Here is a 20,544-nt window from a genome sequence, read left to right as displayed (position 1 = left end):
AAGCAAAATCCCACTAAACCCTATAGGTTGCGGATTTGAGGATTCCATAAAAGTGTTGTTTTGTTTGGATTTCCCAACGAAAGTATGTACTTTTGCACCATCTTAACAATGAAATAAAAAAAATGATTAATAGATATTTAGAGTCAATTATAGGAGGTAGAATGGGACAAGGCAATAGTCTTATTTGGAGCACGTCAAGTAGGCAAGACTACTATGCTGAAAAACTTGCTGACAAGGCGTGACGACGTGCTGTGGCTTAATGGCGATGAGCAGGATGTGCGCAACTTGTTTGAGAACGTTTCATCTACAATGCTAAAGACGATAATAGGCAAGAAGTCTGTGGTGGTGATAGATGAAAGGATTCACTAATTTCTTGTTGCCTAGTTTCATGCGCCATTACATATTTTATGTAACAACTTTTTTGTAATGGCAAAGATACGGCTTTTTTCTGAATAGAACAAATAAAAAGCCCAGAAAGTATATACTGGGCTAAGAAATGATATAAACTTCTCTATGTTTGTCTGATGTTCCCTTGGCGATTTTATATCTTATTTGTCAGGATGCGCCATGAGGTACAACTCCTTTTGTCGCTCTATCTCTCTTCTTAGGTCTTCCTTATTTGGCAAGTAGAGCTTGTATTGTATGCTCGGCATGAGCATTGTCTAATGGGTGCAAGTCCCTAGTAAGCCCTAATAGCGGGAATTACCTAGCCAAAGGAAAGGGTGTCTTTCTGTTGTTTCACTTCGGGAGTTATCGTAATTTCAAGCATTATTATCTCTCATTTATAAAGCTTGTATTGAAGAAAGAGTTTCCAACAGCTGTATCATACAATCGCTTTGTGGAGTTGGAAGGAAGAGTTTTCTTCCAGATGATGTTCTTCCTGAACTTGCAGGCTTTTGGAAGATGAACTGGGGTAAAAACTAAACATGAAGAGTATATTAAGACGAAAAGGGAAGGCTTATGAGTTCAAGCCTTCCCTTCCTTCCACTAAGAAAAACATTATTGATTGAATAGATGACAGATTTCTTGATTTACTTTTCTTACTCTATCTTCTTCCACCTTAATCACTTTACGGTCGTATGTCATTAAGCCATTCACTTCTCCTTCCACATCCGTGGTCTGGGTATAGACGGCAGCAGAAAAACCTGTGTGAGCCAATTTCTTAAGCTTTTCGGCATACTTCACGTACTCGTCGGTAACTTCCTTTGCATTCTTGAACTGAACATATCCCCAGTTCTTGTCTGCTTGCCAAAGATGCCCTTTGATAGGTAAGCCAATGCCTCCATATTCTCCTAGAACTGTAGGCCTTTCTCCATCGGCTAGATACATTTCAGGACCTGGGTAGTTGTGAAGGTCGAGCATGTCTCCTGTATGATAGAAATTGCCACCACTGGCAGGGTTCACCAAGCGAGAAGTATCATATTTCTTGGTCCATTCTGCTATTTCGACCGTCTTGAACTGTCCCCATGCTTCATTGAATGGAACCCATGTAACAATGGAAGGATAAGAACGCAGGCAATCCATGATTTCTTTCCATTCCTTCTTGTAGTTGGCTTCGGATTCTGCGGAACGTATCAATTCGGAACCATTGAAGTACTGGTGATTCTGCCATTGAGGTGATTTGTCTCCACTAGGCATGTCTTGCCAAACCAAGATTCCTAATTGGTCGCAATAGGTGTACCAGCGTGCTGGTTCTACCTTCACATGCTTGCGAATCATATTGAAACCGAAGTCTTTGGCTTTTTGTATGTCATAGCGGAGTGCCTCATCCGTAGGCGCTGTATATAAACCGTCAGGCCACCATCCTTGATCCAATGGACCAAACTGGAAATAATCCTTGTTGTTCAGCTGTAAACGAACGATGCCATTACCATCTCTTTGGGTTGAGATCTTTCGCATGGCAGCATAACTCTTTATTTTGTCTTGCAATTTTCCGCCACTGAATAGTTTTACCTCCACATCATATAGCGAAGGAGATTCTGGCGACCATAGCTTAGGATTCTCAATGGAGATATCTACAGGTTGACCTACAGCACCTTTGGCATTGGCAACAACAGTGTTTCCGTCTTTGACCTGAATGTCAACAAGGTCTCCCCAAGTAGTTCCTTCCGTAGCAACATGAACGGTCAACTTTTGAGAGTCAATGTCTGGAGTTGATTCGATATGGGTGATATGCTTGTTGTTGACAGGCTCCATCCATACGGTTTGCCAGATACCAGTAACAGGGGTGTACCAGATGCCATTAGGATTTGCATTTTGCTTTCCTACAGGTTGGTAACCATCCGTTGTCGGGTCCCACACTTTTACCACCAGCTTCTGATTTCCCGGCTTGAGATAATGTGTGATGTCGAAACAGAATGGAGTATATCCACCCGTATGTGAGCCGATTTTAATGTCATTCAGATAGACCTCAGTCTTCCAATCGACTGCTCCAAAATGCAGCAATACCGTCTTGCCCTTCCAAGATGACGGAACCGTTAACGTGCGCTTATACCAGAGTTCCTTATCTTTGCCAACTTGCTTTTGTACACCAGATAGACTTGATTCCACGGCAAAAGGGACTAAAATCTTGCCCTCAAAGGCTTGTGGCTCTTTTTGTCCGATTGGTTGGATGGCGTATTCCCAAAGTCCATTTAAGTTAGCCCAGTTGGAGCGTTCCATGATAGGGCGGGGATATTCGGGCAACACATGGTTGGGATCCAAGGTCTCAGCCCATTTTGTCTTGATCTTGTCTCCTGCAGGTTTCCACGGAGAGTTGGGAGCTTTGGCAGTGGCGGTCAAGCTCATCAAAGCTAAAAATAGCCAGATTAATGCGTTCTTTTTCATTTGCCTTTAATTTTTAAAAAAGGGTTTGTTACTTTCTATGGATGTTATGTTGCCAGCCACTTGCGGCCAGTCGTTGATCCATTCCACCTTGTCCATGAAGAGTAGGCGGCCCCCGTCTGGGTCGGATCTTAAGAATCCATGATAGATCATCCAGTCTTGTTGTTTGTCATCGGTGATAAACTCAGCATTGTGTCCTGGACCTGCAACCAAGTTGCTGCCATGTAGCAGTACATCGTAAGCTCCATCAAGCATATTCTTTCCTTCTTTCGTTGTGTAAGGACCAAAGAGGTTCTTGGAACGTCCATAGATGACTTGATAGGTGCTGTTGACTCCCTCACAACAAGTTCCTGCAGAGCCAAAGAGATAATAGTAGTCACCATGTTTATGGATATAGGTGGCTTCCATCTGGTTGCCTGCTACTTGTACAGGTTTTGTGCCTGGCTTGAGGGCGAGTCCATCTTCCGTTAATTCTGCACCAAAGATGCCATGGAAGGAGCCCCAAAACAAGTATTTCTTTCCATGATCCTCTATATAGAAAGGATCTATGCAGTTCTGTATGCCAATGTCTTGACTGATGAACAAGGCTCCATGGTCGATGAAAGGGCCTTGAGGAGAGGTGGCGGAGGCGATGCCAATACCGCAAGTCCATTCTCCTCCCCATTCTGATTTGGAGTAATAGAGCATGTAGCGTCCATTCACGACATTGATGTCTGGGGCCCAAATACCACCTTGCGGATTCCATTGTGGGCGTGAGCTATCAGTGAAAGCTGTACCTACATAGTTCCAGTTGACCAAGTCTTTGGAGCGATAGATTGGGAGATTGCGTATGTCCTCCGTGGCATACAAATAGAAATAGCCATCGTCCGCCTTCGTCACAGTTGGGTCAGGGAGTGAAGTCGAAACGATGGGATTATGGTATTTAGCAACTTTTGGCTGTTCGGGAGTTGGTGATTGCTCGATGTCATTCGACACCGAGCAATTTGTAGTAGTAAGACCGAACACAATACATAAACCTAAACAACTTATCATATTTTTATTCATTGTCTGTTCTGGAATTCTTGATTACAATTACCAACCTGGGTTCTGGGTCAGGTTAGGATTACGCTCTATCTCTGATTGTGGGATGGCAAACACTTTGGCATGCTCACCCATATATCCGTTGGTATAGCGCTTGGTTCCCCAAATCTCAGTCATACCATTGGCACCATTCAACTGGGCAGGATCGCTGACAGTCGTACGGTTGGTACCGATCTTACGGTCCATCCAAGTATCCCAACGAATCTGTTTCCAGTAGAGCTGTCCTTCTCCGCAGAGCTCCCATCCGTATTCATTGCGAATGCGTTCTCTCAGGTCGTCTTGTCCTGACACTTGGCTCCATTCGTTGCTGTTTAGCAATGCCAATCCTGGAATACGACCTCTAACCATATTGACGTATTTAATGGCTTCATCTGTCTGCCCAGTCTCATTTAAGGCTTCTGCCAAAGACAAGAGTGCTCCTGCATAACGGAAGATCGGAGTATCAATATCGCTGTTCAAACCATTCTTCATCTCTCTTCCTTCTGGTACGTACTTACGCCAGAGATAGTAGAAACGGTCGTTGGTATCGGTACGCAAGTCGTAAGGAGCGGCATTGTCTGAGCCGATGTAAGGCCAACGGAGGGTATAGTCCCAGCAGTCGGCGGTAGCACCACCTTTATAAGTAGAGTAAGGAGTGATGAAGTTCATCAACATACGAGGGTCTCTGTCCTGGTAAATCTTGAGAATTCTCTCCTCATTGCCATTCTTGTCATACTTGCTCATGTCTGATCCGTATGTCACCATTTGTTCATAAGCGGCTTTCAACTTGGCGTCACTTGAGTTAGGGTCAAGTCCATTGCGGAGGAAATATACGGAACGTTCCTTTGGTGTCATGCTAGAGTAACCAGGAATGGCCTCGTCCATTTTGAAAGGCTTACCGTTGGCATACTCGTATGAGTCAACGAAGTATGGGTTGGGAATCAAGTTGTTCCAGCAGCCAAATCCATCAGCGGTATAAGTGACACGGTTACCCTGTGTACGTGCCAACAAGGATCCCATGCCATCTTCTTCAGAATACTGATATTGGAAGATGTACTCATCGTTTCGCTCGTTAGCTGCCTTGAACATGTTCTTATAGTCTGGGAACAACTTAAAGCCCATGGTAGTGATAGCCTTGAAGTCGGCAACAGCTTTGTCCCATTGCTTCAGCCACATATATACTTGGCCACGCAGATAGTAGGCGCAAGCTTTCGTTACACGACCATAGTTGGAATCAGATGTGGAATACTTGTTAGGCAAGTTAGGCTCTTCGATGGCATCGGTGCAGTCTTTGATGACTTGCTCCCATACTTCTGCCTCCGTGTTGCGACCTTTGGTGTCTTGGCCATATTCCACAGGCTCTGTATAGATAGGTACGCCACGCCAGAACACGTTGGCACGATAATATGTCCAAGCTCTCAAGAACTTGCATTCTGCGATGTCTCTGGCACGCTCTTCTTTCGACATGCTCTCACACTTGTCAAGGTTGCAGATGACATTGCTAGTACGATAGATTTCCTCATACAATCTCTTCCACATGGCGCTGAACCCCCAATAGATAGAATTGCAACGTGCACGACACCAATCATAGCCTCCCCAGTTGGCATCAAGGTCGCAAACATCGGTTGCGGCATCGAAGTTCTGCCAGTCTGGTGTCTCATATCCATTCTCATAATAGAAACGCTCGTATGCTCCGTTTACTACAGCATTGGCCATGTCGTATGTGCTCCAAACAAGGTCGGTACCTACACGGTCGGTTGGCTGGGTGTCTAGAAAGTCGGATGAGCAAGCTGTAAAAGCAGTTCCAGCAGCAACCATCAATAGGCCACCTAATATATGTTTCTTCATATTCGTTTTCATATTGCTGATATTTTATAATTTAGAATGTTACGTTAAGTCCAAAAGAAATTTGGCGCATGGTTGCATAACCTTCTCCAGAACGAGTCTCTGGGTCGAGGCCAGGGAAGTCTGTAATCGTCCAGAGGTTCTCACCTGAGAAGTAGATGCGAAGGTTCTCTGCATAGATACGCTTCGAGATATTCTTTGGAAGTGTATAACCAATGGTGAGGTTACGCAACTTGATGAAATCGCAATTATAGAGATGGAAGGTGTTGTCAAGTGCGTCACTCATACTTGGGTTCTCCAAAGACATACGTGGGTTCTTGGAGGTGAGGTTGGTACGAGGGTCGGTTGGATTCTCTGGATCGTAGAAATAGTGATCGTTGGCAATCCACTGAGGAACAGATAAACCGAATACGACGTTGGTTGAGTTTTGACCAATCTCTCTCCAGTAAGTAGAGAAACCTGTAGCACCACCCCAGTTCATGGAGAGGTCGAAGCCATTCCATTCTGCGTGCATCTGGATACCAAAGTTGAACTTAGGAACCATAGACTTGCCGGTGAACTTCTGGTCGTAGTTGCCACCATATACCTTATCTCCGTTGGTATCAGCATAGATATACTCACCATACCAGATGGCATTCTTGGAAACATTATGCTGAGGCTCGAAACTATAGCCAGCTGCAATCATGTCTTGCACCCATTTCAAGTCTTTCTCTGTGCGTATCATACCGTCTTTAGGACCACCGTTAGGATCGACAGCACCACTGGCGTCGTAATAATTGCCTTTACCAGAATAGATAGGATATACATAGAACTCGTTCATCATGTGGCCTTCCAACAAGCGCTGGTTGCCTCCAGATGACACCTCACCGAGATTAGAGTAATAAGCATCTGGGTCGTTAGGGTTTGCACCCCAACCCTGAACGAGCTTTCCCTTATACTTGGTGACGCGGTTCTTGTTCCAGGAGCCGTTTACTGCAACACCGTAAGTTACTTTGCCCACCTTGTCTTCCCAACGGAGTGTAGCCTCGAAACCTTGGTTGCTTACACTGGCAAGGTTTTGCAATGGCGCTTGCTTGTCACCAAATACGAGACCGATGGTTGGTCGATAGAGAATGCCAGTGGTTCGCTTGTCATAGTAGTCGAGTACACCAGACAGGCGATTGTTCAAGGTGGCGAAGTCTATACCCACATTAAAGGTCTTGGTTGTTTCCCATGTCACATTCATGTTTGGTAACTTGTTCAGGTAGAAACGAGGAACCTTTTTGCCGCCCATGATTGTGTAACCAGTCTCATACCAAGATTGGTATGCATAGTTGTCAACCGAAGAGTTACCCAACTTACCGTATGATACTCTGAGCTTCAAGTTGTCAAATGCACTGAGGAAAGAATTCTTGGCAAAGTTTTCCTCACTGATACGCCATCCAGCTGATGCTGAAGGGAAGAAACCCCAGCGGTTGTCTGGAGAGAAGCGAGATGAACCATCATAGCGGGCATTGGCCTCAAAGAGGTAACGAGAATCGTAGGCATAGTTCAGACGTCCAAACCATGAACGATAAGTATATCCAGTGAAAGAACCTTTGATGTATTCTGCTGAAGTCAGGGTGTTCAGGTCGCTGATGGTTTGGTCTATCATACCCATCTTCTTTACATCAGTATTACCATTGCTATTCTTGCCTTCCTCAAAACCGACGAGTGCACCTACGTCATGTTTTTGGGCGAAAGTGTGGTTCCAGTTGAGGGTGTTGGTCCACTTCCAGTTGTAGTAGTGGTTGTAATACATGTATCCAGCCAAAGTCTCCAATGATGTGGCAGAGCTAACCACTTCGTTTCTGCTGAAACTGAAGCTCTCATTGCTACCCTCTGTCAGTTTATGGCGTGTATTGTAGAAATCATATCCAAAGTTGGTCTTGAACGTAAAGTCCTTGAGGAACTTGATTTGTGCATACGCAGTGGAGTAGGCATGTGTCGTCTTCTTGTAGCTGTCGCCTTGGCCATTGAGAAATAATAATGGGTTGTGAGCGGCTCCATCTTCCACGGAAGTCTCGATGCCACCATATTTGCCATCGTAATAAGGATAAATGCCAGGTACGGTCTTCAAGAAATCCCAGCTGCTTAATGCATCTACGTTGTTTCTATCTTTATCGGAATGAGAACCCCATACTTGAGCACCAACTTGGAGCCAGTTGGTAACGTCTGAAATCAACTTCAAGTTGATGGAGTACCTCTTCATGCCTGAGCGTACAATCATACCAGGGTTGTCAAGATAAGTCAAGCCCAAGTTATAGCGAGTGCGTGTGTCTTTTCCTGACAAAGAGATGGAATGCTCCTGCATCACCTTGGTCTGATAGATCTCGTCATACCAATCTGTGTTTGGGTATGCCACGTAGTTAGGATAGCCCGACTCTGCCAATCCGTTTGGATTTGCCTCTGCGTCACGCCATTGCTGGATCACAGATTCTGGATATTTGCCAGCAGTGCCAATGTTCTCACAAGCTTCGTTGACGATAGACATGTAGTCGGCATAGTTGGACATGAAACGAATGAGCTTGGAAGGTGAGTTGATGGATAAACGACCAGAATAGCTGATGTTGATCTTACCTTCTGTTCCACTCTTGGTGGTAACCAAGATGACACCATTGGCACCTCTGTTACCATAGATGGCACAAGAGGCGGCATCTTTCAATACAGAGATACTTTCAATATCCATCGGATTAATTTCAGACAAGCTCATTTCCATACCATCAACTAATACCAAAGGGCTAGCATCGTTCATAGTTCCAACACCACGGATATTGACAGAGAAGTTCTCCTCGCCAGGTTTTCCTGAGCCTTGGATGATATCGAGACCGGCAGCCATACCTTGCAGAGCCTGCGCTGCGGTGGTGACAGGACGGGAGTTGGTTTCTTTGGCAAGATCTACTGATACAACAGATCCTGTAAGGTTTACTTTCTTTTGGGTGCCATAACCTACAACCACGACTTCATTCAGAGCATTCTGCTCTTCTTTCATGGTAACAGTTAGGTTGTTGGCAGCAGGCAACTTGACATCCGTGAATCCAATATACGAGAACTTAAGCATCGCATTGCTTTTCGTCATGTTGAGAGAGAAACTGCCATCTAGTCCTGTTACAGTTCCATTTTGTGTTCCCTCTTCCATGATGGTTACGCCGATGAGAGGCTCTCCATTGGTGTCGAGAACTTTTCCACTTGCCGTTGCTTTCTGCTGAAGAATGGCTGCAGAATGTGTAAAATACTTGTTTGGCGTCGATGCTCCTTCTGCCATTGCGGATGCAATAGACATGAGAGCAATGCTTGTTAGTAACAAATTCTTTTTCATATTCTCTTTTTGTATTTGGTAGTGACTGCCTTTTGAGCAGGTCTTAAACGTTAGATAATTCATACATGATGGACTTCCTCTTATTTTTTGAGGAAGTTGTCAGTACGGTTTGGTGAGTACATTTCCCACAGTGATGCTACTGTCCAGCCTGGGGCGAAGTAATTGTTGTAGAATCCCTTGCCGTTCATACCGTAGTCCCAAGTTGTGTGCTGTACCACCTCTGGATAGAAGCCTGGTACGGCAATGCCACAGTTGCGCTCCTTGGTAGGCATCAATTGTGAGAGTGAGGTGAAGATGACATCGTAGATCTGCTGGAATCTTGGCTCGTTCACTTGCTTGCTCAACCATTTGACGATGTGAGGCAGCTCAAAGACGAATACATCGATGTGGTTGTTTTCTACAGATACGTTACCCCATCCACGGGTCTTGAGACCTAAGTCGCCGTGCATTTGACCTTGCGCAAAAGGTACATCCCATAGGTAGTACCATGACAGGGCGAAGTAGGCTGCTTTCTGGCAAAGGTCGATGTAGCGTTGACGTTCCTTACCCTTGGTCACGGATGCCATGTAGTAGTTGGCAGTGACGGCAGATATGGCAGCTTCTTTGTCCTCGCAGTTGGCATCGAGGGTTGAGGAGAAATAGTCACTCTTTGAAATGATGTTTTTCTCCAGATAGTCGATGGTTCGGCGAGCTGCCTCAAGGTATTGCTTCTTGCCAAAGTAACGATAGCCCATCACCAAGGCTGATGTGGCAGAAGGAGTGCTTCCACCTGAGGCGTCTATATCGGAACCGTCGTCGTGGAACTTTCTGGCAAAGTTGCCGTCCTTCTTCTGTAGCTTGATGAAACCATCCAGGATCTTCTTGATGTGATTCTCCCATTCTGTATGCTTGCGTCCTTGGCTCTTCTCGTATTTCAGGTACAAGAGGATGGCATATACTGCTTCTGACTGTTGACGAATGGAGTGAACAACTTTCTCTTCGGTAGGGAAACCCTTGTTGAAGTTCACATCGTCATAGAAGTAGCCTGCACTGGTGAAACCATGTTGTAGGAAACTCTCAAAAATTTCATTTCCCATGTTCACCAAGTCTTTCTCCTGATGTTGCTCTCCATATTCTATTGCGTTGAAGGCATTGAGCAATACTCTTCCGCAGAAACCAATCTGCATGGCAGGATATGGCTTGCAATCATAAGTGAGCAATGTATGTCCTGAATGATATTTCAATGGATAACGGTCTATGTAAGAGCGTCTGAAATAGTTGCATAATCCTTTTTTCATTTCGTCTGGTCCGAAGAGCGGAGTCAGAGGTTGTGGATTGTAGATGTCAAAGCATTTCTTCCACATGTTGGTTACATGTTCTCCATAATTGTTGGCAGAGCCATCGATAATTCTCCAAGAGATGGTCTTGCTCTTTCCTTTTTCTAGCTTTGCGTATGTGAAGATTGGAGCGATAAGTGTTAGTTTTCGGATATAGCGCTTTGGGGTCTCTATATAAGGATAACCAAAGGTAAGGGCAACGTCGTTGTGCTCGCTGTCGAAACCGAGATATCCCAAGGAGGTTTCTCCACTGAGGATGACTTCCCCGCTTGTATGGGTGGTCAGGGTCTCACTGGAACTGTCAAGGCAGCGCATGACGGCTATGGATTTCTTCTCACTCTCATTGAAGGCGCTGGTCATCGGGGATGATAGGCGATCTTCTCTGAAATTCCAACTCTTCGAGGTGTGGAAGGCTGGCGCCTCCTTAGGAGAGCGAAGGTTTAGGTGATACCAGAAACCAGGCAAGTAGAACTCGCTGCCATTGGAAGGCAAACCCGTGTTGAGGCTGGCTTCGAAGTTGTAGAAGGCTGTTTGTCGTGCCGTCAGCGTAACCTGGTAGATTTGGTCTTTGCCGTCATTGGTTACTTGTTGCTTGATTTCGATAGGCAAGGCAGAGCCATTTGCTGATACCAATTGTCCGGCATCCTCCTTCAGTGAATAGGTGACGGCAGGATTGCCTGGCTGCTTGATGCTAATCTTCGTCTTGACATCAAGAGCATTGGAACATAGTGTGACAACTGTGAGTGCCACTGTAAGTAATGTTCGTCTGTACATAGTTGTATAATAGTTAGAGTTATTTCTTATATAAATAGGTGAACGTATTCTCTTCGATGGTAAAACTACCATTCTTGAAGTTCAATCCTACGAGAGCGGTCTTGCGAGGAGCTACCTCCGTGAAGCTTTGGTGCGTGTGGAATACGTACTTCCACTTGCCTGCATCATCTAGAAAAGCATCTCCATGTCCTGTTCCGTAATACCCGATATTAGTTCGTGAGATGATAGGTGCATTCTGCTTGGTCCATGGTCCGTATGGATTATCGGCTGTGGCTATGCCCACTGCATAATCAATGTTACGAAAGTCGTTGGCGGAATAGAACATATAATAGGTGTCGCCGATATGCAAAACCGTTGGGCCTTCTGTCACTTTCCATGCCACTTGTTCGGTATCTTCCCATGGCAAGCTGGCGCTGATGCATTCCTTGGCGGTTTCTTCCTTGATGGAGCTAAGGTCGTCTGTCATCTCGGCTACATAGATGCGATTGCCGTTTTGAAGTCTTACATGATAAAGATACACCTTTCCGTCGTTGTCAAACAATACGTAGGGGTCAATAGTCTTGCAAGGTGCTTGAATCATCTGCTTGTTGGGTTGACTGAATGGTCCCAATGGAGATGGGGCTGTGGCTACAGCAATTTGTTCATTGGCTGTATAGAACATATAGTAGGTGTCGCCTCGTTTGGCTACTTGTGGCGCCCAAAAACCTGTGGTTCCGAACGAAGTGTTGCTCGTGAGGCAAAAGCCGTTTTCCTTGCCAACAGGTCCAGACCATTCCTTGAGATCCTTCGACTGATAGACATAGAAGCCTTTGTCGGATTGAGCTCCTGTGCCATATAAATAATAGGTGCCATCGGTGTCTCTGAAGATGGTAGGGTCGGCTTCTGTCAAGATAGTCTTTTTCTCCTTATTATTATCTTTATTGTTGATCTCAGGATATTGTGGCTCGTTTGAACTACAAGATGGTATCATGAATAGGGAGGCCATGCATGTAGAGAGTAGCCGTGCTGAAAGGATGGTTGTTCTTTTGTACATCGTTATAAATAATTAGATTGTTAATTTCGATTGCAAAAGTACATAATATTTTAAGCCATCATGGGTAATATCGTCTTGGATATGGGTAATTCTGTCTAGTCTGGTCAAAAATACTTGTAAAAAGTGCAGGATTACCAATAAAAAAGGTTATATTTGCACTTGAAATAAAAGTAACATAGATGAAACAAATACTCTTGACATTAGTTTTTTCTGTAGTCAATACATGGTCAGCATGGGCCTTGGACTTCGGCTTTCGACATCTCAATACCTCTAATGGCTTGCCTAATCAACAAGTGGAAGCCATCGTGCAAGATGCCGATGGATATATCTGGATTGGTACCCGAAATGGGTTGGCCAAGTTTGATGGTTATAATGTGCAGACTTATCACCATCAAGAAGGAATGGCACATTCGTTGATACATAATTTCGTTCATGGAATGTTTTTGGATTCCAAGAAGAACTTGTGGGTTGCTACCGAAAATGGTGTGAGCCGTTATCGCTCCAAAACGGACGACTTCCAAAATTATGGTAATGTCAAGGGGTATTGCACAAGTTTCGTGGAAACGAAAGATGGTCGAATCCTAACGGGCCATGACAAGCTCTTTGTCTATGACAAGAAAACGGATGCCTTCTCCGTTTATCCGTCTCTCAACTATGGAGCCATCGCCTCCATGGCAAGGGACGGTAAGGGTAATATCTTTGTATCTACCAACAAGGCTGTCTTTTCTTTTAATGCAACGCTATCCAAGATAAATCTTCACAAATTGGATGGTTTGGGAAATTCGAGCATAGAGCAAAACACCATCAAGCCACTTTATGTGGATTCTCGTCAACGCTTGTGGATTGGATGTGACAATGGGGGATTGGCATGCGTCACTCTTGCCACTGGTAAGGAAGTGAAGTATGAAGCGAAATGGCTTACGGGAGGAATTGTGCGAACCATCACCGAGGACAAGCGCCATAACATCTGGCTAGGCACGGAGATGGGTATTGCCGTGATTGCTCCTGATGGGCATATAGAGAGAATCAAAAAAGAGCCTAATAAGTCGAACAGTTTGACGGATAATGCTATCTATAGTATCTTGTCGGACAAGGAGGATAATATCTGGATTGGCTCCTATTTCGGAGGCGTGGATTACTTGGTCAAGCGCAACTCTTGGTTTATGCATGATTATGCCAATGGCAAACCTGGGGCATTCAATGCACGTATTCCTCGCTCAATAGTTGAGGCGGAGGGCGGATTGTTTTGGATTGCTACTGAGGATAATGGGGTCTTCATCTATGATATGCAGAACCATGTCTTTACTCCTTTTACGAGCATCCCAACGCTAGGTTCCAATGTGCATAGTCTTTATTATGACCCTGTGTCTCGTGACATGTGGATAGGCTCACGCTTCAATGGATTGTTCCGTTATCAATTAGGAACACATCAATATTCGCAATATTATTATACGAATGGCATCACATCGGCGGGAATCTTTGATGTCTGTAAGACTTCGAATGGTAGGATTTGGGTCGCTACCATGGATGGTCTACGCTATTATGATGCCAAGTACAATGTCTTCCGCAAGATAGGTCACCAACTTCTTGACCATGTGTTCATCTATTCGCTTTTTGAGGATAGCAAGCATCGCTTGTGGGCGTCAACTACTTCTTATGGCCTTTTCTGCATAGACCATGGCAAGGTGATACGCTACAGTAAGGAAAGCCATTGTGGGTTGACGGATAATTATATTATCGTCGTATTTGAAGATTCTCAAAAGAGAATTTGGATTGGCACCAACAACTGCGGAATGTTTTATCTAAATGTTAACGACAAGCAGAAGATAAAGCATGCTTCTTGTGGACTTCCGCAGGAATGCACGATTTGTAGCATTGTCGAGGATGCCAATCATTGTTTGTGGATTGGTACGGATCGCGGTCTCTATCGCTATCATCTCGTGGATGGAAGCACGCGTTGCTTTTCTGCGAATGCAGAGCTACCAGTCAATCAGTTTAACTTTACCTCATCTTATTACTCTCCACGGGGCTTTATGATGATGGGTACCTTTGATGGACTGCTAACTTTCTATCCTCAAAAGATAGTGGATAAGGCCATTCATTATCAAATACATTTCAAGCAGCTTTACATCAACAACAAGCTCATGAGTGTGGCAAGTGAAGACTCCCCACTCAAGACTCGCCTAGACTGTACCGACGAGATCGTCTTGAGCAATGACCAGGCAAAGTCGTTCTCCATAGAATATGGTGTCGTCATGCCAGGCTGTATGGAGAATGTGAGGTATCAGATTAAGGTGGATGGCATAGACAAGGATTGGCGAGATGTGGGTACGGAGCACCGATTTAATGGTTATCTGCTTCAGCCAGGCAACTATCGCCTCCATGTAAGGGCCAACAATGGCATCATGAAAGAAGACAACATGAGTGAGCGGGTCTTGGATATTGTTGTTGAGGCTCCGTTCTATCGCTCCAATCTAGCGATATTCATCTATTTGCTTCTTCTGTGTGGTGTAGCTATTGGAACTATCGCTTTCTATAATATGCGAATGAAGGAAAAGGCGGAAATCAAGTATGTGAGTTTGGAGAAGGAAAAGGTGAAGGAGGTGGATAAGATGAAGTCCAACTTCTTTACGATGGTCTCTCATGAGTTGAAGACGCCGTTGGCACTGATTAAAGCCCCTTTGAAGACGATTGCCGTCTCACAACTCAGTGATGAGGCTAAGACTTCGCTCGATATGGCGATACGTAATGCTACCAAGATGGAGCACATGATCAATGAGTTGGTGACATTCAACAAGATAGAGTCCGACAACTTCCCATTTTATGTACAACAAGGCAATCCTGTGGAATTTGTAGCCATGGTGGCTGCCAATTTCAAGGAGGTGGTTTCCGCAAAACAGCTCAAACTGGAGATTCATATCATTGATAATGGTGAGGATGGATGGTTCTCACCTTCTTATATAGAGCATATCCTCAACAATTTGATGTCGAATGCGATGAAGTTTACTTCCACTGGTGGTGTCATTACCATTGGGGCGGAGATGGTGCGGAAGCTAGAGTTTCCCGACTTGTTCCTGAAGATGGAAGTTGCCGACACGGGCATTGGCATCATGAAAGAAGAAATCGCTAATATCTTTGAGCGATATTATCAAACCAAGCGTGGCTTTAATGCCAATAGTAAAGGCTGGGGTATCGGCTTGTCTTTGGTTCGTCGCTTGGCAGAGATTCATAAGGGTAGTGTTGCTGTGGATAGTGAATTGGGAAAGGGTAGTACTTTCACGGTATGGATTGATGTGGCAGAAGACGCATTTACTGAAAAAGACAAGATCTCATCTGACAAAGAATTGGTTACCGTGAAGGATTATGTCAGCAAGGCAGAGCCTTTGAGTGTAGATTCCCAAGATGGTGTTGTGACACAGCTTTCAAAAGAAAAAGAAGTTGGCGAAGGCATGCATACCTTATTGGTTGTGGAGGATAATGCGGACATGTTGAAGTTCTTGGCTGATTTGTTGGGCAAGGAATATCATGTCGTTACGGCGAAAGACGGACAGGAGGCTTGGAATATTGCCATCTCTCGACAGGACATTGAAATGGTGGTATCAGACGTGATGATGCCTAGGATGACAGGTAATGAACTTTGCAACATGCTGAAAAGTAATATGGCTACATCGCATATTCCTGTCATTCTGTTGACTGCCAAGAGCGACCCTGATGACATCAAGAGCGGTTACAAGGATGGTGCGGATGTGTATATCTCCAAGCCATTTGACCCTGTTGCCCTATGTTATCAGATTGGTAATATCCTTCGATTGGTGCGTAATCGCCAAGAGAAGATCGTTGAGGGAGGCAAGGAGGCCATTGAAGCCAACAATACATTGACACAACTGGACAAGAACTTTGTCAAGAGCATTAGCGATATGGTGGAAGTAAACTTGGAAAATGCTAATTTCTCCATAGACGACATCACTTCTAGTATGGGCATTTCCAGGAGTCTCTTATATACCAAGATGAAGAGCCTCATGAATATCTCTATGGGTGACTATATCCGTCATAAGCGTATAGAACGTGCTTGCCACATGCTTTCCGAGGGTTATAATGTGTCGGAGACAGCATACGCTTGTGGCTTCTCTGACCCTAATTATTTCTCAAAGGTGTTTAAGAAGATGAAAGGGATGGCACCATCCGATTACTCGTGACAAGCCTCTATGTCAGATAAAAGGGCAAGGCCCCAAATATAGATTTATATTTGGGGCCTTGGTGCAAATTCTGTATGTAAGGTTTCCATGGGATGCTCCTTCAAGTCGATGAGGATGTTGGGCGTGTTACCGTTGGCGATGATGACCTTGATGCCCGCATTGGCTACATCCTGGGCGGTCTTCAATTTGGAAATCATGCCGCCTCTGCCGTGGCTGCTCTTCTCATCGCTCACATATTCGCTCACATCTCGGTCGTAATATACCGAAGGGATGATGCGAGAGGTTGGGAGAGATGGGTCGCCATTGTAAATGCCATCCACATTGGAAAGTAAAACTAAGGCATCGGCATTCAGCATCCTGGCTATCAAGCCTGACAACTCGTCATTATCGGTGAACATCAATTCGGTGAGGCACACGGTATCGTTCTCATTCACGATAGGGAGCACGCCGTTCTCCAACATCAGTTCCATACAAGCCTTTTGGTTCTGGTATTGTTCCTTGGCGAGGAAATTTTCCTTCATGGTCAATACTTGTCCCACCTTGATGTTGTATTCTCTGAACAAGTCGTAATACAATCTAATCAGCTTGCCTTGACCTACCGAAGAGAACAACTGTCGCTGTTCTACACTGTCCAACTGGTGGTCTACCTGAAGCTCGCCTCTTCCTGCCATTACGGCACCAGAAGATACGAGGATCACCTCGTAGTCGTGCCTTCTCAACCAAGCCAGTTGGTCTACCAAAGCCGACATTCTTGTTACGTTCAAATGTCCATCCTCTCGGGTCAGTACGTTGCTGCCCACCTTTACTACTATTCGTCTCATAAATTCTTTTATGTTGACATACTGGGTGAGGGCAGGAAACAAAACCTGCCCTCCCAGCGCATTCTTTTTTATTTTTTATTGTCTTTTTCTCGAATCTCTACTCTTCGAATCTTGCCGGAGATGGTCTTTGGCAGTTCATCTACGAATTCGATGATGCGAGGATATTTATAAGGGGCAGTCTCGTGCTTCACATGATCCTGCAACTTCTTGATGAGGTCTGGACCTGCCATACTCTTGTATTCATCCTTCAGTACGATGGTTGCCTTGACTACCATACCGCGGATTGGGTCTGGCACACCGGTGATGGCGCACTCTACTACGGCAGGGTGAGTCATCAGGGCATTCTCTACCTCGAAAGGACCGATACGGTAGCCCGAACTCTTGATCACGTCATCGATTCTTCCCTCAAACCAGAAGTAGCCTTCCTCATCACGCCAAGCCATATCGCCTGTATGATAGAAACCATCATGCCAAACCGATTTGGTCTGCTTTTCATCACGATAGTAATATTTGAAGAGGCCGATAGGCTTGTCGTCGCCGATGCGGATGCAAATCTCGCCCTTTTCACCATCCTCGCATTCCGTCATGTCTGGGCGAAGGATGTGAACATCATATTGTGGGTTAGGCTTGCCCATGCTTCCTGGCTTTGGCTTGATCCAAGGGAAGGTTCCCAATGTCATGGTGGTCTCGGTCTGTCCGAAACCCTCGTAAATCTGAACGCCCGTCAGCTTCTGGAAGGTCTCTGCCACGGATGGGTTCATAGCCTCGCCCGCTGTGGTGCAGTATTCAAGACTGCTGAGGTCATACTTAGAGAAATCTTCCTGAATCATGAAGCGGTAGATAGTAGGAGGGGCACAGAAAGAGGTGATGTGATACTTCTCAATCTGGCGCATGATCTTATCCGCCGTAAACTTCTCGTGATCGAAGACGAAGACGGTGGCTCCGGCAAACCATTGTCCGTAGAGTTTGCCCCATACAGCCTTGCCCCAACCGGTATCGGCTACGGTAAGGTGGATGGAGTTCTCGTGGAGATTGTGCCAATATACACCCGTGGTCAGATGACCGAGCGCATAGAGGTGATCGTGTGCCACCATCTTTGGCTCGCCTGTGGTTCCCGATGTGAAGTACATCAGCAGGGTATCCTCATTAGAGTTTACATGTTCTGGGCGAACAAAAGGAGCACATTCGTTCCATTCCTTCATCCAGTCGTGGAAACCTTCAGGGATATCCGGACCGATACTAATCAATGTCTTGACAGTCGGACTCTCTGGCATAGCCTGATTAACCTGCTCTACCACGTAATCATCGCCGCAGCAGATGATAGCCTTCACGCTTGCTGCATTGTTGCGGTAAACGATGTCGTGCTTGGTAAGCATGTGGGTAGCTGGGATGGCTACGGCACCCAACTTGTGGAGACCGAGCATGGCGAGCCACCACTGATAGTGACGCTTCAGAATGAGCATCACCTTATCATCGTGACCGATGCCGAGACTCTGGAAGTAAGCGGCAGCCTTGTCGCTCTGCTCCTTCAGGTCCTTGTATGTAAAACGGATTTCTTCGCCACGTTCACTTGCCCAAAGCAGTGCCACGTGGTCTGGTTTGATCTTTGCCCATTCGTCCATCACGTCGTAGGCAAAGTTGAAATCTTCTGGTATGATAAACTCCAGATGCTCCTTGAAGTCTTGCTCTGAAGTAAATTTTGTCTGTTTTAGAAATCTCTCGATCATAGTTACTCTTCTAGATAATTATACAAAGGAACTTGGCAGGCTCATTGTTGAGTGAGCGGAAACAATGCGACTTTCTACTGTCGAAGTAGATGCTGTCTCCTGGATTCAACACCATCACTTTTTCTTCGATGGTTACTTCGAGCTGTCCCTCTATCACATAATCATATTCTTGTCCGTCGTGTCCGTTCTTGTTCGGTTTCTTGTCGCCTGGCAACGGATCCACCTGTACCATGAACGGATTCACCTTTCTATCCTTGAATCCTACGGCAAGGCTCTGGTATTTATACTGGTTGTTGCGGTCAATCTCCGGTCCCTGTCCCTTGCGGGTAACGTAGTATCCCTTCATGCGAGGTTCCTCGCCGAAGAGCAGCACGTCAAGGTCGATGCCGTATCGCTTTGAGATTTTTGACAGGCGATAAACAGAAGGATCCGCCTCACCGGATTCTATCTTGAGGTAATGATCAAGACTGATTTCGCACAGTTCTGCAATTTCCTCGGCAGGAATATTGAGAACCTCGCGGAGACCTTTCAGCCTTTCACCGATTTGTTTGATTGCTTCGTCCATAAAATATTCTTTTTATTGTTTGCTTTGATAATACATCGAACAGTTGCTGATAGGCAATTTCGAAATGTAAGCGCAAAGATACGAAAAATATTTAAAACGGCTCAAAAAACTTACGTTTTTAAAACTCTTTGTGCTTATAAAAACGAAAATGCTGCACAAATAAAGTAATCTGTGCAGCATTCATTGTATCATTTTCTTATTTTTTTCCTGCCAATAAACCATTGATTACTGCGCTGGTAAAGCCGCCTTGTTCCATGGTATTGAGGCCCTTGATGGTGCAGCCGCCAGGAGTTGTTACTTTATCAATGGCAGCCTCTGGGTGTTCGCCAGTTTCCTGAAGCAGCTCTACGGCACCCTTGATGGTCTGCAAGACAATCTTCTGGGCATCCTTTGCCTTGAAGCCCATCTCTACGCCGCCTTCTACATTGGCTCTTACATAGCGCATGGCGTAAGCGATGGCACACGACATAGCGGTAGCTGCTGGGAAGAGACGTTCTTCCATGATGAGGCTTTCGCCCAATTCATCGAAGATTTCTGTAATCTGCTGGATTTCTGTAGCAGATGCATCTACAGGAGTGATGAAGGTCATCGACTGCTTGTAGGCGATGGCGATATTTGGCATCACGAGGAAGAAGGTTGGGGTGATACCATCCTTGTCTAACCACTCCTTGATGTTGGCTGATGGCACACCGGCTGCAACGACCACGAGTTTCTGACTCTTGTAGTCGAGTGCATCCTTTATACCCTTCAATGTCTTCTCTACGCACCAAGGTTTTACTACTACGCAAATAATGTCTGCGCCATGGCAAGCCAACTGGTTGTCTAGGGTTACGCTGGCTCCTTCGCTTGCGAAGTGATCCAATACTGGTTGGTTATGGTCAGATACCGTAATATCTGATGGAGTGAACTTCTCGCTCTGCAAGAGTCCTTCAGCCATGGCACCGCCCATAGCACCTGCTCCGATAATTGTTATTTTCATTGTCGTCTTATAGTTAAAATGCAATTACGGTGCAAAGATACTACTTTTATCAGAAAAAAGAGCAGTTTG

The 20,544-nt window shown here is 45.4% G+C and carries 11 protein-coding genes and 2 pseudogenes; 3 read left to right on the top strand and 10 right to left on the bottom strand.

Going from position 1 to position 20,544, the window contains the following annotated elements; all coding sequences use genetic code 11:
* The first annotated feature begins 213 nt into the window (after positions 1 to 213).
* Together DWV53_RS16190 and DWV53_RS16185 are read left to right on the top strand one after the other, a co-directional pair.
* Positions 214 to 369 carry a hypothetical protein gene (locus DWV53_RS16190; RefSeq protein WP_259318979.1) on the top strand — a complete coding sequence of 52 codons (156 nt, stop codon included), beginning with the start codon at positions 214 to 216 and terminating at the stop codon, positions 367 to 369.
* A 289-nt stretch (positions 370 to 658) separates the two neighbouring features.
* Positions 659 to 904 (top strand): annotated as a pseudogene (locus DWV53_RS16185) (IS982 family transposase); the annotation flags it as partial.
* Positions 905 to 999: 95 nt separating this feature from the next.
* Here the strand turns inward: DWV53_RS16185 and DWV53_RS11760 are convergent.
* The 6 genes from DWV53_RS11760 to DWV53_RS11735 form a co-directional block, all read right to left on the bottom strand.
* Complete coding sequence (locus DWV53_RS11760) at positions 1,000 to 2,826, bottom strand: glycoside hydrolase family 2 protein (protein WP_118154095.1); 1,827 nt, start codon at positions 2,824 to 2,826, stop codon at positions 1,000 to 1,002.
* 6 nt (positions 2,827 to 2,832) lie between these two features.
* Positions 2,833 to 3,867: a family 43 glycosylhydrolase gene (locus DWV53_RS11755; protein WP_118154092.1), complete on the bottom strand. Its 1,035-nt coding sequence runs from the start codon at positions 3,865 to 3,867 to the stop codon at positions 2,833 to 2,835.
* A 27-nt stretch (positions 3,868 to 3,894) separates the two neighbouring features.
* A complete protein-coding gene (locus DWV53_RS11750; protein ID WP_118154089.1) occupies positions 3,895 to 5,730 on the bottom strand; it encodes a RagB/SusD family nutrient uptake outer membrane protein in 1,836 nt (611 codons plus the stop codon).
* A gap of 31 nt (positions 5,731 to 5,761) precedes the next feature.
* Positions 5,762 to 9,064 carry a SusC/RagA family TonB-linked outer membrane protein gene (locus tag DWV53_RS11745; RefSeq protein ID WP_238399609.1) on the bottom strand — a complete coding sequence of 1,101 codons (3,303 nt, stop codon included), beginning with the start codon at positions 9,062 to 9,064 and terminating at the stop codon, positions 5,762 to 5,764.
* 80 nt (positions 9,065 to 9,144) lie between these two features.
* Entirely contained in the window at positions 9,145 to 11,154 is a 2,010-nt protein-coding gene (locus tag DWV53_RS11740; RefSeq protein WP_118154083.1) for a hypothetical protein, read from the bottom strand.
* A 19-nt stretch (positions 11,155 to 11,173) separates the two neighbouring features.
* Complete coding sequence (locus DWV53_RS11735) at positions 11,174 to 12,187, bottom strand: glycoside hydrolase family 43 protein (protein WP_118154081.1); 1,014 nt, start codon at positions 12,185 to 12,187, stop codon at positions 11,174 to 11,176.
* A gap of 179 nt (positions 12,188 to 12,366) precedes the next feature.
* Between DWV53_RS11735 and DWV53_RS11730 the strand changes: the two genes are divergently transcribed.
* Positions 12,367 to 16,383: a hybrid sensor histidine kinase/response regulator transcription factor gene (locus DWV53_RS11730; RefSeq protein ID WP_118154078.1), complete on the top strand. Its 4,017-nt coding sequence runs from the start codon at positions 12,367 to 12,369 to the stop codon at positions 16,381 to 16,383.
* 53 nt (positions 16,384 to 16,436) lie between these two features.
* Here DWV53_RS11730 and proB read toward each other — a convergent pair.
* The 4 genes and pseudogenes from proB to DWV53_RS11710 all read right to left on the bottom strand — a co-directional run.
* Positions 16,437 to 17,204: pseudogene (gene proB / locus DWV53_RS11725) on the bottom strand (glutamate 5-kinase); the annotation flags it as partial.
* 68 nt (positions 17,205 to 17,272) lie between these two features.
* Positions 17,273 to 18,931, bottom strand: coding sequence for an AMP-binding protein (locus DWV53_RS11720; RefSeq protein WP_118154075.1), 1,659 nt, complete (start codon positions 18,929 to 18,931; stop codon positions 17,273 to 17,275).
* 10 nt (positions 18,932 to 18,941) lie between these two features.
* Positions 18,942 to 19,496 carry a helix-turn-helix domain-containing protein gene (locus DWV53_RS11715; RefSeq protein ID WP_006847542.1) on the bottom strand — a complete coding sequence of 185 codons (555 nt, stop codon included), beginning with the start codon at positions 19,494 to 19,496 and terminating at the stop codon, positions 18,942 to 18,944.
* A 196-nt stretch (positions 19,497 to 19,692) separates the two neighbouring features.
* Complete coding sequence (locus tag DWV53_RS11710; protein ID WP_118154073.1) at positions 19,693 to 20,475, bottom strand: pyrroline-5-carboxylate reductase family protein; 783 nt, start codon at positions 20,473 to 20,475, stop codon at positions 19,693 to 19,695.
* Between the last annotated feature and the right edge of the window lie 69 nt (positions 20,476 to 20,544).

The organism is Segatella copri, assembly GCF_003465495.1.
Classification (GTDB): Bacteria; Bacteroidota; Bacteroidia; order Bacteroidales; family Bacteroidaceae; genus Prevotella; species Prevotella copri_G.
The sequence above is the reverse complement of the archived record's forward strand: the minus strand, read 5'-3'. Positions and strand labels throughout refer to the sequence as shown.